Below are 15,626 nucleotides of genomic sequence, written 5' to 3' on the forward strand. Positions count from 1 at the left end.
CATGGCATTACTGACTGAACACGAACAACGCAAGGTCGCCGAGGCTATCGCCCGGGTCGAGCGCGAGACCGACGCCGAACTGGTGACGGTGCTCGCGGCCCGCGCCGACGACTACGCGTATATCCCGTTGCTTTGGGCGAGCCTGCTGGCGCTGGTGGTGCCGGGGATCGTGCATTACCTGACCGGCTGGCTGACGATGCACAGCCTGTTGCTGGTGCAGTGGGTCAGTTTTGTCGTGCTGTGCCTGGTGTTTCGCCTGCCCAAGGTCACTACCCATCTGATCCCGCGCCATGTCCGGCACTGGCGCGCCTCGAACCTGGCACGTCGGCAGTTTCTCGAACAGAACCTGCATCACACGGTGGGCAGCACCGGCATGCTGATTTTTGTCTGCGAGGCGGAGCGGTACGTGGAAATTCTGGTGGATGAAGGGATTTCCAAAAAGCTGGATAACAAGAGCTGGGACTCGATTGTCGCGGCGTTTACCGAGCAGGTAAGGCAGGGGCAGACGTTGCAGGGCTTCGTCACTTGTATCGAGGCGTGCGGCGAGTTGCTGAAGGTGCATGTGCCGGTGACGCAGGTCAGGAATGAGTTGCCGAATCGGTTGGTGGTGTTGGGATAAGCCGTTCGGGAAATTAGCCGTGCCCTCGAACGCCATCCCCCCTAAACTAGCGCCCATTCCCGATTTGCCCGTCCGAGGCCGCTTTTTCCCATGTCCGTTACCGCTCCCTCCGCATCCGCCAAACCGGCGCCCGATCACCACACCCGGTTCATCGAGCTACTGCAAACCAGCCTCGAACTGAATGGTTTCATCAAACTGGTGCTGGCCAAGTATGTCGGCGAAGAAGCGGATCTGCAGCGGATCATCATCAAACCGGTGACGGTCAAGGCGCAGCCGTGCCTGTCGTTCGTTTACCGCTACAAGACCCGCGACATCACCAAGAACCTGCCGCTCGATGAAGCCGTGGCGACGATTGCCGGGCTGCTGCCGGCGGCGTTCAAAAATGCGCATTTGCTGGCGCTGACTGACGAAGCCCAGCTCGAATACAGCAAAAAGGGCAAGAGCTCGCTGTTCATGAGCAAACCTCAGCAATTGCGTGAAGTGCCTTCCGCCGAACACAACCGCGAGAAAAACCGCTTCCTCGATCTGAACCGACCGTTCCTCAAGGATCTGGGCGTGACCAACGCCCAGCATGAGCTGATCCCGGCGATGTCGCGCAAGTGGAAGCAGATCAACAAGTTCATCGAAGTCTTCAGCCACGCGCTGACCTCGTCGCCGCTGGCCCTGGACAAACCGGTGCGGGTGGCGGATTTCGGTTCGGGCAAGGGGTATCTGACGTTCGCCATTCATGACTATTTGCGCAACACCCTGAAGGCCGAAGGCGAAGTCACCGGCGTCGAGTTGCGTGAAGAAATGGTCAACCTGTGCAACAGCGCCGCGCAGAAACTCGAACACCCGGGGCTGGTGTTCAAATGCGGTGATGTGCGCAGCGTGGCGCCGAGCGAGCTGGACGTGATGATCGCCCTGCATGCCTGCGACATCGCCACCGACTACGCGATCCACACCGGCATCCGCTCCGGCGCATCGATCATCATGTGTTCGCCGTGCTGCCACAAACAGATCCGCTTGCAGATCCAGAGCCCGGCGCTGCTCAAGCCGATGCTGCAATACGGCTTGCACCTGGGCCAGCAGGCGGAAATGGTTACCGACAGCTTGCGCGCGCTGTTCCTCGAAGCCTGCGGTTACGAGACCAAGGTGTTCGAGTTCATCTCCCTGGACCACACCAACAAGAACAAGATGATCCTCGCCGTGAAGCGCGCCGAGCCGGTGGACCCGACTCAGTTGCTGGTGAAGATTCAGGAGTTGAAGGCGTTCTACCAGATCAGCGAGCACTGCCTCGAAACCCTGCTGCTCGCTGACGGCCTGCTGAAGCTCAAGGCTTGAGCTGAACCCCGGCCGGTAATGTGCCCGGTTGAGCCGGGCGCACCGCGGTCTTGCGCCCGAGCATCACCGTCGCGATCACCCCGCAGGCGAACAACCAGGTGATCGGCTCCACGTGTTCCCCAAAGAACAGCGCGGAAAACGCGATGGTGAAGAAGATCTGCAACAACTGGATCTGACTGACCCGGGCAATGCCCCCCATGGCCAGCCCGGCGTACCAGGCGAAGAAACCCAGGAACTGCGAAAACAGCGCGACGTAGCCGAAGGCCCACCAGGTTTTCGCCGACACCGCGCCCTGATGCTGGAAAGCCAGATAGAGCACCGGGCCGATCAGCAACGGCGTGGACAGCACCAGCGCCCAGCAGATCACCTGCCAGCCGCCCATCTCCCGGGCCAGGCGCCCGCCCTCGGCATAACCCAGACCGCCTACCGCGATCGCCCCGAGCATCAACAAATCCCCGGCCTGAATGCTGCCGGCGCCGGTGTACAACGCATACCCCAGCACCAGCGCGCTGCCCAACGCGGCGCAGGCCCAGAAGGCTTTTGAAGGACGTTCATGGGACAACCACGCGGCATAAAGCGCCACGCACAACGGCTGCAAACCGTTGACCAGCGCGCCATGGGAGGCCGGCAAGGTCTGCATGGCCCACGCCGACAGCACCGGGAAACCGAGGATCACCCCGGCGATCACCAGGCTCAGGCCTTTGACTTGCTTCCAGGTCGGCCACTTTTCCCGTTGCCATAACAACAGCGCCGCCGCCGGAATCGCCGCGACCAATGCACGGCCCAAGCCGTTGAGCAGCGGGTGTAATTCCTGCACCACGATGCGGGTGAAGGGCAGGGTAAGGCTGAAAATCACCACGCCGAGCAGGCCGAGGGCCATGCCGGTGTTTTCGCGCGAAGACATGAGGGCAACCAGATTCGAAGGTGACAGGAAGGTGTCTTCATCTAGCCACAAACCACGGCAGTCGGGCTGTTACAGCTGAGCGCAGAGTTATCCATACAGTTTGCGAACGCCATCGCGGTCCTTGGGCTACTGTGAATATTCCTGCGCATTCACCAGAGGAGTTCCTGCCCATGGCCGCGAAAAAGATACTGATGCTGGTCGGCGATTACGTCGAAGACTACGAAGTGATGGTGCCGTTCCAGGCCCTGCAAATGGTCGGTCACACCGTGCATGCCGTGTGCCCGGACAAGGCCGCCGGCAAGACCGTGCGCACCGCGATCCATGACTTTGAAGGCGACCAGACCTACAGCGAGAAGCCCGGTCACCAGTTCGCCCTGAACTTCGATTTCGCCAAGGTCGATGCCAAGGATTACGACGCCTTGCTGGTGCCCGGCGGGCGTGCGCCGGAATACCTGCGGCTGAACGAAAAAGTCCTCGAACTGGTGCGTGCTTTCGACAAGGCCGGCAAGCCGATTGCCGCCGTCTGTCACGGCGCGCAACTGCTGGCGGCGGCGGGGATTCTCGAAGGCCGCGAGTGCAGCGCCTATCCGGCCTGCGCCCCGGAAGTGCGCCTGGCCGGCGGCACCTACATCGACATCCCGGTCACGGACGGCCATGTCCAGGGCAACCTGGCCACTGCGCCCGCCTGGCCGGCGCACCCGAAATGGCTGGCCGGGTTCCTCGGGTTGCTTGGAACCAAAATCACCCTGTGACACATCGAAAAGGAGAAACACCATGTCCGGATGGTATGAGTTGAGCAAAAGCAGCAACGGCCAGTACAGGTTCGTACTGAAAGCGGCGAACGCCGAAACCATTCTGACCAGCGAGCTGTACACCAGCCGCACGGCCGCCGAAAACGGCATCGCCTCGGTGCAGGCCAACAGCCCGCTGGACGAACGCTACGAGAAAAAATCGACGAAGGACGGTCACCCCTACTTCAACCTCAAGGCGGCCAATCACCAGATCATCGGCAGCAGCGAATCCTATTCATCGGACGCGGCGTGTGACAAGGGCATCGCCAGCGTCAAGGCCAACGGGCCGTCCAAGGTGATCAAGGACAAAACCCTGCCGGTGCTTTGAACCACCCATGACGTTCAGTCGCCAAATCCTTGGCGACTGAATTCTGGCTATGTGCCATCATTTCGCTTATCCTCCGCCGCCAATCCATGGAAGGGGCGCCGAGATGACTCTTTCGCGGAATTTTTGAACAACTGCCGCCAGAGTTTTCCCACTGATGATCCGCCTTTTCGCTGTCCTGACCCTGCTGCTCGGCTTGAGCGGCTGCTATAGCCTGTCCCCGACCCAAATCGATGATGAACTCGCACCGAGTGCCGATTCCGGCACCGCGTATCTGGTGGGCGTGGTCGGCATCTGGCCAAAAGCATCCTATGCGGCCCAGGAACAGATGCTGCTGATCCGCAAGCGTGGCAGTGACGAATTCGCCAGCGCGCGCCTGCACAACGAGTTCTATGCCCGTACCGCACGAGACGTGCGCGAGACCGGTCGTGGTATCGGCACGCTGTTCGTGATGCCGCTCAAACCCGGTCGCTACGAGATCTACAACGTGCGATTCGATCGCGGCAGATCGGTGTCCTGGAGCCGTGAAGACTTCACCATCGGCATGCAGCTTGAAGCGGGCAAGGCTTACTACATCGGTGACTTCCGTGCCGGCTGCGTGTCCCCCAGCGACAGCACCTGCCTGTTTCTGCACAGCGATCATCTCGAACGCGACGCCGCGCTGGTCCGCGCCAGATATCCGCAAGTACCCGGCCTGCAACGACTGGACATGCCGAACCTGTACACCGCCACACCGTTTATTCGTGAAGAGAACGGCACCAGCGCCTCCGTCTACAAAGCCATGCTCTCGGGGAAATTCTGATGTTCATCAAACGTCTGCTTCTGGGCTTGCTTCTGCTGCTCGGTGGCTGCCAGGCCACCCATTCGCTGAAGGCGCCGGACGTCGACTACAGCAGCCAGCAATTGCCGGCCATCAACGTCAGTGTGATCGGCATGCCGAGCTGGATGCTGCGTGACGAGCTGCGTCGGCGTGGCACCTTTGAAGAAGTAAAGGCCGGCCGCAGCGAAGATGGCTACAACGTTTTGGTGATTGCCAACAGCGATGTCGGCGGGATTCAGCCGCAGATGCTTCTGAGCGCCTTCACCCTGTTTCTGGTGCCGGTGCCAGTGAGTTTCGACAGCACGGTGGTGTTCAGCCTCAGCCATGGCAAGCAGATACTGGGCGTCTACACCGTGAAGAACCACACCGAATCCTGGCGCGGCGCATTCAACGCCTCGGGCGGTCAGTTCGAACACATGCGCTTGATCAGCGACACGTTCATCGCGCAGATTCTCAAGGATCAGCCGTTCCACCGCGAAGCCATGAAGCGCGCCGCCAGCCTCTGATCGACGGCCACAAAAAATCCCGCCCGGCGTAAACCGGGCGGGATTTTTTTCGTTCAGCGCAAGGTGTTCAGCAAGGCCTGCAATTGCGTACGCCCCGCCTCAGCCAGCGGGAACACCGGCAAACGCGGATCGCCGACCTCCAGACCGGTCAGTCGCAGACCGGCCTTGATCGTCGCCGGCAAGCCGCCCTTGAGGATGAAGTCCAGCAGCGGCAACTGGCGGTAGAACAGCTCTCGCGCCTTGCCGAGATCCCCTGCCAGTGTGGCTTCGTACAAATCCAGGTTGAGCTGCGCAATCAGGTTCGGTGCCGCCGTGCACCAGCCTTTGGCCCCTGCAGCGAAGGCTTCCAGCGCCAGCGGGTTGCAGCCGTTGTAGAACGGCACCCGGCCTTCGCCCAGCAGTTGCAGCTTGTGCATGCGCTGGATGTCGCCGGTGCTCTCCTTGACCATGGTCACGTTTTCCACGCCGTTGACGATGCGCAGAATCAGCTCCACCGACATGTCGGTGCCGCTGGTGGCCGGGTTGTTGTAGAGCATGATCGGCACGCCGATGCTGTCGCCGATGGCGCGGTAGTGGGCGAGGATTTCCGCCTCGGTGAGTTTCCAGTAGGACGTCGGCAGCACCATCACCACGTCGGCGCCATGGGCTTCGGCGAAGCGTGCGCGGCGCACCGCTTTGGCGGTGGTCAGGTCGGACACGCTGACCACGGTCGGCACGCGCTTGGCCACGTGCTTGATGCTGAATTCGGCGACCTGGTCCCACTCCGCATCGCTCAGGTAGGCACCTTCGCCGGTGCTGCCCAATGGCGCGATGGCGTGGACGCCGCCGGCGATCAGACGGTCGATGGAGCGGCCGAGGGCCGGCAGGTCGACGTCTTCGCCATTGGCGCCGAACGGGGTGATGGTGTAGCCGATGATGCCGTGAATGTTGGACATGAGAGTGCTCCGCAAGGATGAAGTGTTCAGTTCAGGCAATCGGCGTGCTGACGCAGGTTCTGCCGGGCGTAGTAGTTGAAGGCTGCGGCGTGGCGTTTGGGTTTCGAGACCCAGTCATGGGCCTCGCGGCCGAGCTCGGGAATGATCGGCTTGATCGTCCCGGCGGCCATCGCCAGCAGTTGCAGTTTGGCGGCGCGTTCGATCAATTGCGCGATGACACAGGCTTCCTCGATGGTCGTCCCGGTGGACAGCTGTCCGTGGTGGGAAAGCAGGATCGCCCGTTTGTCGCCTAACGCCCCGGCAATCAGTTCGCCTTCTTCGTTACCCACCGGCACACCCGGCCAGCCTTCAAGGAACGCGCAATCGTCGTACAGCGGGCACAGGTCCATGTGGGAAATCTGCAGCGGCACTTCCAGCATCGACAGCGCGGCAATGTGTGTCGGGTGGGTGTGGATGATGCAGTTCACGTCCGGTCGGGCGCGGTACACCCAGCTGTGGAAACGGTTGGCCGGGTTGGCCATGCCGTGGCCTTCGAGCACTTCGAGGTCTTCGTTGACCAGCAGCAGATTGCTCGCGGTGATTTCATCGAAACCCAGGCCCAGTTGCTGAGTGTAGTAAGTGCCTGGCTGCGGGCCACGGGCGGTGATCTGCCCGGCGAGGCCCGAATCGTGGCCGTTTTCGAACAGGATCCGGCAGGTCAGGGCCAGCTTTTGCCGGTCTGTCCACGTATTATCCGCCAGGGTTTTTTGCATCTGGGTCAGCGCTTGCTTGACCAGTTCGTCTTTGGGTAGTGCTAATGTCTTCGCCATATCCGTGTCCTGTGGTGGTTGCCATGTATGACACTTACGAGGCTATATGACACTTTGTGTCATTGGCAAGGACAAATCGTCTTTCCTTTGCTGGATTAATCGCTTCGCATGTCTATCCGTTTGAAATTATTGAGAAAAAAACTTGGCGTAACCCTTGAGGCGCTGGCCGAGAAATCCGGCATGACCAAGAGTTACCTGTCGAAGGTCGAGCGCGGGTTGAACACGCCGTCGATAGCCGCTGCACTGAAACTGGCCAAGGCGCTGAACGTGAAAGTCGAGGAGCTGTTCTCAGAAGACAACGTCAGCCTCGACAGCTACAGCCTGGTGCGCAGCCACGAACGCCAGTCGCTGGCGGCCAACGACCACAGCCCCGGCTACGCGGTGCTGGCCCATCAGGTCAGCGAGCGCAGCCTGCTGCCGTTCATCATTTACCCGCCGAGCGAATTCACCGACAAAACCTTCAAGGAACACTTGGGCGAGGAATTTCTGTTCGTCCACGAAGGCCAGGTCGAAGTGGACTTCGTGAACGAGCGGGTGCTGCTGGAACGGGGCGATGCGCTGCACTTCAATGCGCAGAAACCCCATCGCATCCGCTCAGTGGGCGAGGTGCAAGCGCAGTTGCTGGTGGTGGTGCACAGCGGCGAGGAGTGATCAGACCTCGACCGGCACCGACAGCTTCGGATGGCCCAGCGTATGGCTCTTGGAATCAAAGAAGCGCAACTCGACACCCGTGCCCTCGAACACCTTGGCGTAGTGGCGTTTCTGGTGCTGGATGAACGCCGCGCTGCGCGGGTAGATCGAGATCGCCACGGTCTTCGGTTTCGCCAGACGCAGGGCGCGCACGAGGTGGCTGTCCTGCTCGCCGAGGGCGTGGCCGAAGATGCACAGATTGTCGCCGTGTTTGAGTAACTGGTCGTAGCAGAACGACAGGTAATCGGAACTGCGGATGGTCTTGAGCTTGTCCGCGCTCGGCCCTTCATTGACGAACAGCGGCACGTCGTCCAGCGTCTTGATCGTGTTGTTGATCGCGAAACTGCCGAGCAGCGTGCCCTCGGTCGCGGTCAGTTTGCGCGCGGTGCCGTCCTGGTTGCGCACCAGATGCAGGCCACCGTGCAGGTACAGCAGACGCGGTTTGTCCGTGCTGCTGTCGCACAGATCGAAACTCGCATCCGGGCCGTTGAACAGGTCGTCGATCGCCTCGGCCTGATGTTGCAGGGCCCAGTAATTGAGCAAATCGTAATTGGTGGTGAACACCGTGCGATAACGCGCCAGTTCACTGTTCAGGGTCGCCAAAGTCGAGGCTTCGATCAGCCGCCACGGGATGTGTACCGCGTGCACGGTGTTGATCAGCGCTTCCTTGATCGCGTAGTAGCGGTTGCGCGGTGCGGCCGAACTGACGGCCAGCGCCTTGTTGACCCGGCTGGTGGTTTTCAGCGCGCCGAGCACCTGCTCGAAGCTGCGCGTTTGCAGGGCGTCGAACACGCTCAGTTCCGACGGGGTCAACGGTTTTTCTTCCACCGTGCGTGCGTTTTCGAACAGCGAGTCGTAGCCGAAATCGTCCCACACCGCGCGACTGGCGCCGTTGCCCAGCAGCAGGCCGCTGAAGTCGGTGGTGGCGCGCAACGCGTTCCAGTCTTCGAGGGTGGCGTCGACATCCAGAAAATCGGTCATTGCAGGGCACGTCTCAAAACAAAGGGCAGATGGACGGCGACTTTATCACGAGCGGGCATTGAGCCAGATCAACATCCGCCGTGACCGATCGGTCGATCCTGTGTGCATCTGCCGAATTGCACTAGTCGATTCGGCCCCAGTCAGGAGACGCGCCATGAGCAGCACCTTTTTCATTCCCGCCGTAAACATCATGGGCAGCGGCTGCCTTGACGACGCCATGAACGCGATCCGCAACTACGGTTTTCGCAAGGCGCTGATCGTCACCGACGCCGGGCTGGCCAAGGCCGGCGTGGCGACGATGATTGCCGAAAAACTGGCGATGCAGGACATCGACTCGGTGATCTTCGACGGCGCCAAGCCCAACCCGAGCATCGCCAACGTTGAGTCAGGACTGGCGCTGCTCAAGGAGAGTCGCTGCGATTTCGTGGTTTCCCTTGGCGGCGGTTCGCCCCACGACTGCGCCAAGGGCATCGCGTTGTGCGCCACCAACGGCGGGCAGATCCGCGACTACGAAGGCGTCGATCAATCGGCCAAGCCACAGCTGCCACTGATCGCCATCAACACCACCGCCGGCACGGCCAGCGAGATGACCCGGTTCTGCATCATCACCGACGAAACCCGCCACGTGAAAATGGCCATCGTCGACCGCAACGTCACGCCGCTGCTGTCGGTCAACGACCCGGCGCTGATGGTCGCCATGCCGAAAAGCCTGACCGCCGCCACCGGCATGGACGCACTGACCCACGCGATCGAAGCCTACGTCTCCACCGCTGCCAACCCGATCACCGACGCCTGCGCGCTGAAGGCGATGACCCTGATCAGCAACAACCTGCGCCTGGCCGTGCGCGACGGCAGCGACCTGGCCGCGCGGGAAAACATGGCCTACGCGCAGTTCCTCGCGGGCATGGCGTTCAACAATGCGTCCCTCGGCTACGTGCATGCGATGGCGCACCAGTTGGGCGGTTTCTATGATCTGCCTCACGGGGTGTGCAACGCGGTATTGCTGCCGCATGTGCAGACATTCAACGCGCAGGTCTGCGCCGATCGTCTGACCGACGTGGCCCACGCCATGGGCGCCGACATTCGTGGTTTCAGCCCGGAGGAGGGTGCAAAAGCCGCGATCGATGCGATTCGTTGCCTGGCCAGGGACGTGGAGATTCCCGGTGGCCTGCGTGATCTGGGCGCCAAATGCACCGACATCCCGGTGCTCGCCGCCAACGCCCTGAAAGACGCCTGCGGCTTCACCAATCCGCGGGCGGCGGATCAGCGGCAGATCGAGGAAATTTTTCGCAGCGCGTTTTAAGCGGGCAGGCGAACGGGCGTGCCTCTCGTACAGAGCAGCGCGCCCATCGCCAGAGTGCAGCACAGCAACGACAGCGGCCACGCTTGCGGGCTGGCGAACACGCTGGCCACCGCCCCGATCAGCGCCGCCATCAATTGGTGGATGAACCCGCTCAGGGCCATCGCATAGGCGCCGGCAATCGGCGCGCCATCGTTGGCCCGTGAGAGGCTGATCGGGTAATTCAGCGATTGCCCGAAGACGGCCACGCAATAGGGCAGCCAAAGCAACCAGGCCATCGAGCTGGCCAACAGACTGCCAGCCAGCATCACGCCAGTGCCGGCCATCACCAGGCTGACCCCCAGTGTCATCAGTCGGTGCTGACCGGTACGCAGCACAAAGCGATTGACCGCCAGCGCCCCCAGAAAATATGCGGCGCTGATCGGCCAGCCCAGCAACCCGTATTCCGTCGCCGACCAATTGAACGGGCCTTGCAGAATCACTGGCGCAGCGCTGTTGAACGCGATGATCACGCCATAACCCAGACCGCCCGCAAGCGCCGGCAGCAGAAACGCCCGATGGATCAGGATCGTTCGATAGACCGCCCACGGCGAAGCGGTTGCGGGCGCTTCGACGAGTTTCGGGAAACTCAGGCGCGAGACTATCGCGGCCATCAACAGACTGACCGCGCCCAGCAGATAAAAGATCGCCTGCCAGCCCAGCGTCACCTGAATGAGCGAGCCGGCGTATTGCCCGATGCCGAGCGCGACAACGAACGAAATCGAAATCCACGACAACGCCTTCGCCAGCAGATCCCCCCGAAAGCTGTCTCGAATCAGCACCCGCGCCATCACCGAAATGCCGCTGGCGCCGATCCCCTGAAGCAGTCGCAGCAACAGGAATGTCTCCAGCGTCGAGCCCAACGGCAGAGCCAGATTTGCCGCGCCATAAATTCCCAGCGCCGCCAGCAGCACCGGCTTGCGGCCGATGCGCTGCGCCAGACTGCCCCACAGCAGCATCGGCAGCGCCATGCCGATCAGGTACAGCGACAAGCCCCAGGCCACCTGCGTCGCACCGACCTGCAAATGCCCGGCGATCTGTGGCAGCGCCGGCAGATAAATGCTCATGCCCAGTTGGGCGAGGAACACGGTGGAACAGGTGATGAGCAGGATGAGGCTGGGCTTCATGAGGCGTCCGTAAAGGTTCAGCGGTGGCGAGGGTGACCGCGCGTCATTAACAGACCGGTGATCAAATCACAAAAGCGGTGGATCAGGGTCGATTCCATGTCGGCGCGCAGGGTCACGCGGATCGCGGCTTTACCTCGGGCCACTACCGGGAAAAACACGGCGCTGGTGAAAAAGCCGTGTTCGGCCAGTTCAACGGCGATTTGCGTGGCCAGGGCGGCTTCGCCGCAGTTGATCAAACGGATGGCCATGGAGCTGCCGTGCTGTTCGGTGCTCAAGAGGCTGTCGAACAGGCGAATATTGGCCTGGAGCCGAACCTGCAAAGCCCTCAGTTCTGCACTGCGATGCAGCTCGATCGACGCGAGGCCCGCACCAATGGCCGCGCAATTGAGGCTCTGCGACCAGTTGCTCGGCCCGCCGTAACGCTGGATCAATTTCTTCTGCCGATCATTCCCGAGCATCACCAGGCCGCCGCTGGCCCCGAATGATTTGGCCAGAGATGCGACGATCAGACAGTCCTCTTCCAGCGCCGGCATTCTCGGCCGTACCAGACCGGCACCGTTGCTGCCGACTGCCGACAACGCGTGGGAGTCATCGAGATAAAGAAACAGGCCATATCGCTCCTTCAAATACAACAGACCATCCAGATTGGCGACGCCACCCATGCTGTAGGCACCGTCGGCGACATAGGCGACGGTGGAATGGCGCTGGCACACCGATTCGAGAAAATCCATGTCGTTGTGGGGGCAGGTCAATACCTGGGTCTCGTCGGCGCAACTGGCCTTCAGGTGATTCATCGAGTAATGGGCCAGGCGATCAAACACCATCACCGGCGGGCGGTTCTGGGTGAACACGCCACTGGCCAGCAGCGGCAGGATACCGGCGCTCGCGGCGCTGCAGGACAGAGTGGTCAGACACACCGCGCCAAACAATTGCGACAACTCGCTTTCGTATTGTTCGAGCAGCGCCAGCTTGCAGCGGTTTTTCGAGTTGGCAACGCGCAGTGTCCCGGTTTCACGCAGTGCCGCAATGGCGCCTTCAAGCAGAGCGGGGTGGTGATCGAGACCCAGATAGGAGGTGGTGCAGAAATGATGGAACTGGCGCCCGTGCTGATCGAGCAAGTGATTACAGCCTTTGACCTCGACGTTGAGGGCGGCGATTTTTCCAGCTTCCGCAGCCTCCCAATCGTGGTCTGCCAAAGCGATGACCTTGCGGTAATTGGAGAAAGTGTTGGCGGATTCCGACAGGTGATTCATAGGCAGCTCTCCTTGAGCAGGGCAATCCATGGGGTGTTGCAAATTGTGTGTGTTGCCAGACTTTACAGAGAGCTATGCAGGGTCAGAATCGGCCGCGTCCGATAGCATTGACGGCTGTTGGAGATTTGCTTGTAGGGCGAAGCCTTGCCGGGCTGTGAGACGATGAAAAAAACGACAAACCCGGCGCGTCAGTGCCTACGCCCGAACCCTTATCCAACGGCTGTGGCGCTCTTTTCCAGCACTGGGGAGAACTGAATCAACAATACTCCCGCCACCAACAACAGCGCGCCGAACAGGCGCGGCAATGTCAGGTGCTTCTCCACCAGCCCGAACAGGCCGAAGTGATCCAGCACGATTGACGTGATCATTTGCCCGGCCAGGGCCAGCGCCAGAAATCCCGAGGCCCCCAGCTTTGGCAGCAACACCACCGCCAGGGCGACGAAGCACACCCCGAACGCCCCGCCGGTCCACATCCACAGCGGCAGCTTGCCGAGCGGGGCCAACGACGGCAGTGGCAAGCGCAGGACGACAATCACCGGCAACAACACCAGCACGCTCACCACCAGCGAGGTGAACGTCGCCCACAGCGGATGCCCCAACCCCCGCGCCAGATTGATGTTGATCGCACTCTGAAACGGCACCACCGCCCCGGCGAATACCGCCAACAGCAGCAATCCGACCCACTGCATCGTTCCCATGATCGTTCTCCGGCAAGGTTTTGCTGGACTGTAGGGTATTCGTCGCGCAGATTTAAATTCTGTTTTGGTATCCGGAACATGCATCGAATGAATGATCTGCGCCGCATCGACCTCAACCTGCTGGTAATCCTTGACGCCTTGCTCGGCGAGCAACACGTGACCCGCGCCGCCGAGCGTCTGCACCTGAGTCAACCGGCGGTCAGCCACGCGTTGGCGCGTCTGCGCGACTTGCTCGGTGATCCATTGTTGGTGCGTGCTGGTTCGGGGCTGGTGCCCACCGCGCGGGCGCTGGAGCTGGCGGCGCCACTGGCCGAAATTCTGGCCCAGGTGCAATCGCTGCTGGCGCCGAACACCTTCGATCCGGCCAGCGCCCGTCGGACCTTTCGCCTCGCGATGTCGGACTACGGCGCGGCGATCATCCTGCCCGGGTTGATTCGCACCTTGCGCGCGGAAGCACCGGGCATCGACCTGCAAATCAGCCATGCCAGCCGCGAAGGCATGGTCGAAGGCCTGCTCAATGGCGACATCGACCTCGCCGCCGGCGTACTCCCCGAATTGCCCGGCGAATTGCGCAGCACGCCGCTGTTCGAGGAACGCTACGTGTGTTTGCTCGATCGCCACAGCCTGCCGGCCGACGGCCAGCTCGACCTGCCAACTTATCTCTCCCGTCCCCATGTCTTGCTGGAAATGCGCGGCAGCGGCACCCCGGAAATCGAACGCACCCTGACTGCCCTGCGCGAACGCCGCCGCGTCGCCATCAGCCTGCCGCACTGGAGCGCCGCGCCACGTTTCATCAGTGGCACGGACCTGATCCTGACCGTGGCTTCGCGGGCGTTGAATGAGGTGGATGACCAATCGCTGATCGTCCTGCCGCCGCCGTTTGAAATTGCACCGTTCACGTTTGTCTCGGCGTGGCACAAGCGGCGGGGCGGGGATCAGGCGTTGAACTGGTTGAATCGGCGGATTGAGCAGGGGATAGTGCGCGGCTGACAAACATCAAGGAGCGGGGCGTGACAGTGAAGTCTGGGGTTGTTGTGGGGCTGGCGCTTTGTGGGGCGCTGATGGCGGGGCAGGTGTTGGCTGATTGTGTGCCTGCGCCGGTGACGGGCGCGCGGGACTTTTCAGTGTGCAAGGCGTGGCCCGCTTATCCTGGCTTGACGCTCAAGGCTGTCTCTAAATTTGCGCCGGATCCGGTTTATGGCAAAACCGGTGATGTCGGCAGTTACGATCTTTCCCTCTCTGTTGTCTCGGTCGAGGATTCGGAGCCTCTGGCCACCTATCACAAGCCTTCTGCATTCCAGTCCGATGCCTTCGCGCTGGACAGTGTGGAATTCGATACCGCGCGCTACAAATTGACCCCTGAAATTCGGGCCTTTGGTGTTCGGGTCGTCTTCAAAGGCTCCTCCCGCGTCAATCCCATGGATGAGGCTTCGCTGTCGCTTTACGTGAAGGAAGGAGACACCTTACGCCCTGTGCTGGACCGACTTGTGGTGTATGGCTACAACGGAGAGTGGGACGGAAATTGTGCGGGAGAACGCGCGAGCACCCTGCGCACGATCGAGATTGGAAAGACCAGTTCGCACGGTTATGCCGATCTGATCGTCAAATCGGTGACTACGGGAATTGTTGGCAAAGGTGATCCAGACACTTGTGATGAGAAAACCACAACCAGTAAACCTGTGCTGACAACCCTTCGCTACGACGGAAAATCATACGTTTTGCCTAAAGGTTTCAAAGCCATCGAGTGATACAGAGCCAACGCGACTTAATTCAAGGAAGAACAATGCTCACCCCAACCCGACTTTTCATCGCCCTCGGCTTGCTGGCCATCACCGCTCCAGCCCAGGCCCAGGTTTCCTGCGTCACCAAGGATTACAACGACCAGTCATTGGCCCGCTGCAAGGCATGGCCGGCGTTCAAGGATCAGGCGATTGCCCTCAAATCCACCTACGTGCCGGATGCTGGTAGTGACGATGCCGGTGTGTTTGATCTGGATCTGGCGATCATCGACACCAGCAACTGGAAGACGCTGGCGACGTATGCGAAACCCGGTGCCTACAATTCCGATGCCATTCGTTTCACCGATCTGCTGGTCGATACCGCTCGCTATCGGCTGGCCCCGGATGTTCGCGCGTTCGGGCTGCGGTCAAAGTTCTCGCACAATTCAAGCGCCATTCCCTACGAAAAAACCGACCTGACACTTTATGTGCGCGAGGGTAATAAACTGCGCCCGGTACTTGATGGCCTGGTGGTCTACAAGAACAACGGTGAGTGGCTTGAAAACTGTGTGGGTGAAGGTCAGCAAATTCGCCGAACCGTGGAAATCGGCCCGACCAGCCACAATGGTTATTCCGACCTGATCGTCACCTCAAGCGGCACGGCTATGAAAACCGTCAAGGCCGGCAAGGAGTGCGTTTCCCATGATTCCCCACTGAAGAAAACCCAAATCACCCTGACCTACGACGGCAAGCAATACTCCATCCCCGAAGACCTCCGAGGTTACTGA

Annotated in this window: 18 protein-coding genes; 11 read left to right on the forward strand and 7 right to left on the reverse strand. The window is 61.0% G+C overall.

Annotated elements, in window-relative coordinates:
* Position 1: 1 nt before the first annotated feature.
* Both ACEN93_RS23555 and ACEN93_RS23560 read left to right on the forward strand, forming a co-directional pair.
* A complete protein-coding gene (locus ACEN93_RS23555; protein ID WP_495610561.1) occupies positions 2–619 on the forward strand; it encodes a TPM domain-containing protein in 618 nt (205 codons plus the stop codon).
* A gap of 90 nt (positions 620–709) precedes the next feature.
* Complete coding sequence (locus tag ACEN93_RS23560) at positions 710–1,942, forward strand: class I SAM-dependent methyltransferase (protein WP_490843641.1); 1,233 nt, start codon at positions 710–712, stop codon at positions 1,940–1,942.
* Here the strand turns inward: ACEN93_RS23560 and ACEN93_RS23565 are convergent.
* Entirely contained in the window at positions 1,932–2,846 is a 915-nt protein-coding gene (locus ACEN93_RS23565) for a DMT family transporter (protein ID WP_495610562.1), read from the reverse strand. The two genes, ACEN93_RS23560 and ACEN93_RS23565, sit on opposite strands and share 11 nt — an antisense overlap.
* Before the next feature lie 170 nt (positions 2,847–3,016).
* Between ACEN93_RS23565 and ACEN93_RS23570 the strand changes: the two genes are divergently transcribed.
* The 4 genes from ACEN93_RS23570 to ACEN93_RS23585 all read left to right on the forward strand — a co-directional run bounded on the left by ACEN93_RS23570 (position 3,017) and on the right by ACEN93_RS23585 (position 5,288).
* Entirely contained in the window at positions 3,017–3,598 is a 582-nt protein-coding gene (locus tag ACEN93_RS23570) for a DJ-1/PfpI family protein (protein WP_007957909.1), read from the forward strand.
* Between the two features lie 22 nt (positions 3,599–3,620).
* Positions 3,621–3,965: a YegP family protein gene (locus ACEN93_RS23575; protein WP_085648635.1), complete on the forward strand. Its 345-nt coding sequence runs from the start codon at positions 3,621–3,623 to the stop codon at positions 3,963–3,965.
* A gap of 154 nt (positions 3,966–4,119) precedes the next feature.
* Positions 4,120–4,764, forward strand: coding sequence for a hypothetical protein (locus tag ACEN93_RS23580; protein ID WP_039772743.1), 645 nt, complete (start codon positions 4,120–4,122; stop codon positions 4,762–4,764).
* Positions 4,764–5,288, forward strand: a complete 525-nt coding sequence (locus ACEN93_RS23585; RefSeq protein WP_085611650.1) for a hypothetical protein — start codon at positions 4,764–4,766, stop codon at positions 5,286–5,288. The genes ACEN93_RS23580 and ACEN93_RS23585 overlap by 1 nt, the downstream gene beginning before the upstream one ends.
* Before the next feature lie 53 nt (positions 5,289–5,341).
* Here the strand turns inward: ACEN93_RS23585 and ACEN93_RS23590 are convergent, their stop codons facing one another.
* Complete coding sequence (locus ACEN93_RS23590) at positions 5,342–6,223, reverse strand: dihydrodipicolinate synthase family protein (protein ID WP_495610563.1); 882 nt, start codon at positions 6,221–6,223, stop codon at positions 5,342–5,344.
* Between the two features lie 26 nt (positions 6,224–6,249).
* Entirely contained in the window at positions 6,250–7,032 is a 783-nt protein-coding gene (locus ACEN93_RS23595) for an aldolase (RefSeq protein WP_064594034.1), read from the reverse strand.
* Between the two features lie 108 nt (positions 7,033–7,140).
* Between ACEN93_RS23595 and ACEN93_RS23600 the strand changes: the two genes are divergently transcribed.
* On the forward strand, positions 7,141–7,683 hold the full coding sequence (locus tag ACEN93_RS23600; protein ID WP_085611647.1) for a helix-turn-helix domain-containing protein: 543 nt from the start codon (positions 7,141–7,143) through the stop codon (positions 7,681–7,683).
* Here ACEN93_RS23600 and ACEN93_RS23605 read toward each other — a convergent pair whose 3' ends face one another.
* Positions 7,684–8,703: a DUF4917 family protein gene (locus tag ACEN93_RS23605; RefSeq protein WP_039772738.1), complete on the reverse strand. Its 1,020-nt coding sequence runs from the start codon at positions 8,701–8,703 to the stop codon at positions 7,684–7,686. It abuts the gene before it with no gap.
* 154 nt (positions 8,704–8,857) lie between these two features.
* Here ACEN93_RS23605 and yiaY point away from each other — a divergent pair, with 154 nt between their 5' ends.
* Positions 8,858–10,006 carry an L-threonine dehydrogenase gene (gene yiaY / locus ACEN93_RS23610; RefSeq protein WP_103386797.1) on the forward strand — a complete coding sequence of 383 codons (1,149 nt, stop codon included), beginning with the start codon at positions 8,858–8,860 and terminating at the stop codon, positions 10,004–10,006.
* On the opposite strand, the gene ACEN93_RS23615 is transcribed toward yiaY, so the two are convergent.
* The 3 genes from ACEN93_RS23615 to ACEN93_RS23625 all read right to left on the reverse strand — a co-directional run bounded on the left by ACEN93_RS23615 (position 10,003) and on the right by ACEN93_RS23625 (position 13,120).
* Positions 10,003–11,169: an MFS transporter gene (locus ACEN93_RS23615; RefSeq protein ID WP_495610564.1), complete on the reverse strand. Its 1,167-nt coding sequence runs from the start codon at positions 11,167–11,169 to the stop codon at positions 10,003–10,005. The genes yiaY and ACEN93_RS23615 overlap by 4 nt on opposite strands.
* Before the next feature lie 17 nt (positions 11,170–11,186).
* Entirely contained in the window at positions 11,187–12,422 is a 1,236-nt protein-coding gene (locus ACEN93_RS23620; RefSeq protein WP_495610565.1) for an aminotransferase class I/II-fold pyridoxal phosphate-dependent enzyme, read from the reverse strand.
* A 209-nt stretch (positions 12,423–12,631) separates the two neighbouring features.
* On the reverse strand, positions 12,632–13,120 hold the full coding sequence (locus ACEN93_RS23625; protein WP_074691062.1) for a DMT family transporter: 489 nt from the start codon (positions 13,118–13,120) through the stop codon (positions 12,632–12,634).
* Positions 13,121–13,198: 78 nt separating this feature from the next.
* Here ACEN93_RS23625 and ACEN93_RS23630 point away from each other — a divergent pair, with 78 nt between their 5' ends.
* Genes ACEN93_RS23630 through ACEN93_RS23640 form a run of 3 tightly spaced genes read left to right on the forward strand, consistent with a single transcriptional unit; the run spans position 13,199 to position 15,626 of the window.
* On the forward strand, positions 13,199–14,110 hold the full coding sequence (locus ACEN93_RS23630) for a LysR family transcriptional regulator (RefSeq protein ID WP_495610566.1): 912 nt from the start codon (positions 13,199–13,201) through the stop codon (positions 14,108–14,110).
* Positions 14,111–14,130: 20 nt separating this feature from the next.
* The gene (locus ACEN93_RS23635; RefSeq protein ID WP_495610567.1) at positions 14,131–14,868 is read left to right on the forward strand and encodes a PA3715 family protein; all 738 of its coding nucleotides are present in this window, start codon (positions 14,131–14,133) and stop codon (positions 14,866–14,868) included.
* A 35-nt stretch (positions 14,869–14,903) separates the two neighbouring features.
* On the forward strand, positions 14,904–15,626 hold the full coding sequence (locus ACEN93_RS23640; RefSeq protein WP_495610568.1) for a PA3715 family protein: 723 nt from the start codon (positions 14,904–14,906) through the stop codon (positions 15,624–15,626).

Source organism: Pseudomonas sp. Pseusp21, assembly GCF_059492145.1.

Bases quoted from the DNA above. Each gene is read 5' to 3' on its own strand.
- ACEN93_RS23555 (WP_495610561.1), top strand. From the start codon at position 2: ATGGCATTACTGACTGAACACGAACAACGCAAGGTCGCCGAGGCTATC.
- ACEN93_RS23560 (WP_490843641.1), top strand. From the start codon at position 710: ATGTCCGTTACCGCTCCCTCCGCATCCGCCAAACCGGCGCCCGATCAC.
- ACEN93_RS23565 (WP_495610562.1), bottom strand. From the start codon at position 2,846: ATGTCTTCGCGCGAAAACACCGGCATGGCCCTCGGCCTGCTCGGCGTG.
- ACEN93_RS23570 (WP_007957909.1), top strand. From the start codon at position 3,017: ATGGCCGCGAAAAAGATACTGATGCTGGTCGGCGATTACGTCGAAGAC.
- ACEN93_RS23575 (WP_085648635.1), top strand. From the start codon at position 3,621: ATGTCCGGATGGTATGAGTTGAGCAAAAGCAGCAACGGCCAGTACAGG.
- ACEN93_RS23580 (WP_039772743.1), top strand. From the start codon at position 4,120: ATGATCCGCCTTTTCGCTGTCCTGACCCTGCTGCTCGGCTTGAGCGGC.
- ACEN93_RS23585 (WP_085611650.1), top strand. From the start codon at position 4,764: ATGTTCATCAAACGTCTGCTTCTGGGCTTGCTTCTGCTGCTCGGTGGC.
- ACEN93_RS23590 (WP_495610563.1), bottom strand. From the start codon at position 6,223: ATGTCCAACATTCACGGCATCATCGGCTACACCATCACCCCGTTCGGC.
- ACEN93_RS23595 (WP_064594034.1), bottom strand. From the start codon at position 7,032: ATGGCGAAGACATTAGCACTACCCAAAGACGAACTGGTCAAGCAAGCG.
- ACEN93_RS23600 (WP_085611647.1), top strand. From the start codon at position 7,141: ATGTCTATCCGTTTGAAATTATTGAGAAAAAAACTTGGCGTAACCCTT.
- ACEN93_RS23605 (WP_039772738.1), bottom strand. From the start codon at position 8,703: ATGACCGATTTTCTGGATGTCGACGCCACCCTCGAAGACTGGAACGCG.
- yiaY (WP_103386797.1), top strand. From the start codon at position 8,858: ATGAGCAGCACCTTTTTCATTCCCGCCGTAAACATCATGGGCAGCGGC.
- ACEN93_RS23615 (WP_495610564.1), bottom strand. From the start codon at position 11,169: ATGAAGCCCAGCCTCATCCTGCTCATCACCTGTTCCACCGTGTTCCTC.
- ACEN93_RS23620 (WP_495610565.1), bottom strand. From the start codon at position 12,422: ATGAATCACCTGTCGGAATCCGCCAACACTTTCTCCAATTACCGCAAG.
- ACEN93_RS23625 (WP_074691062.1), bottom strand. From the start codon at position 13,120: ATGGGAACGATGCAGTGGGTCGGATTGCTGCTGTTGGCGGTATTCGCC.
- ACEN93_RS23630 (WP_495610566.1), top strand. From the start codon at position 13,199: ATGCATCGAATGAATGATCTGCGCCGCATCGACCTCAACCTGCTGGTA.
- ACEN93_RS23640 (WP_495610568.1), top strand. From the start codon at position 14,904: ATGCTCACCCCAACCCGACTTTTCATCGCCCTCGGCTTGCTGGCCATC.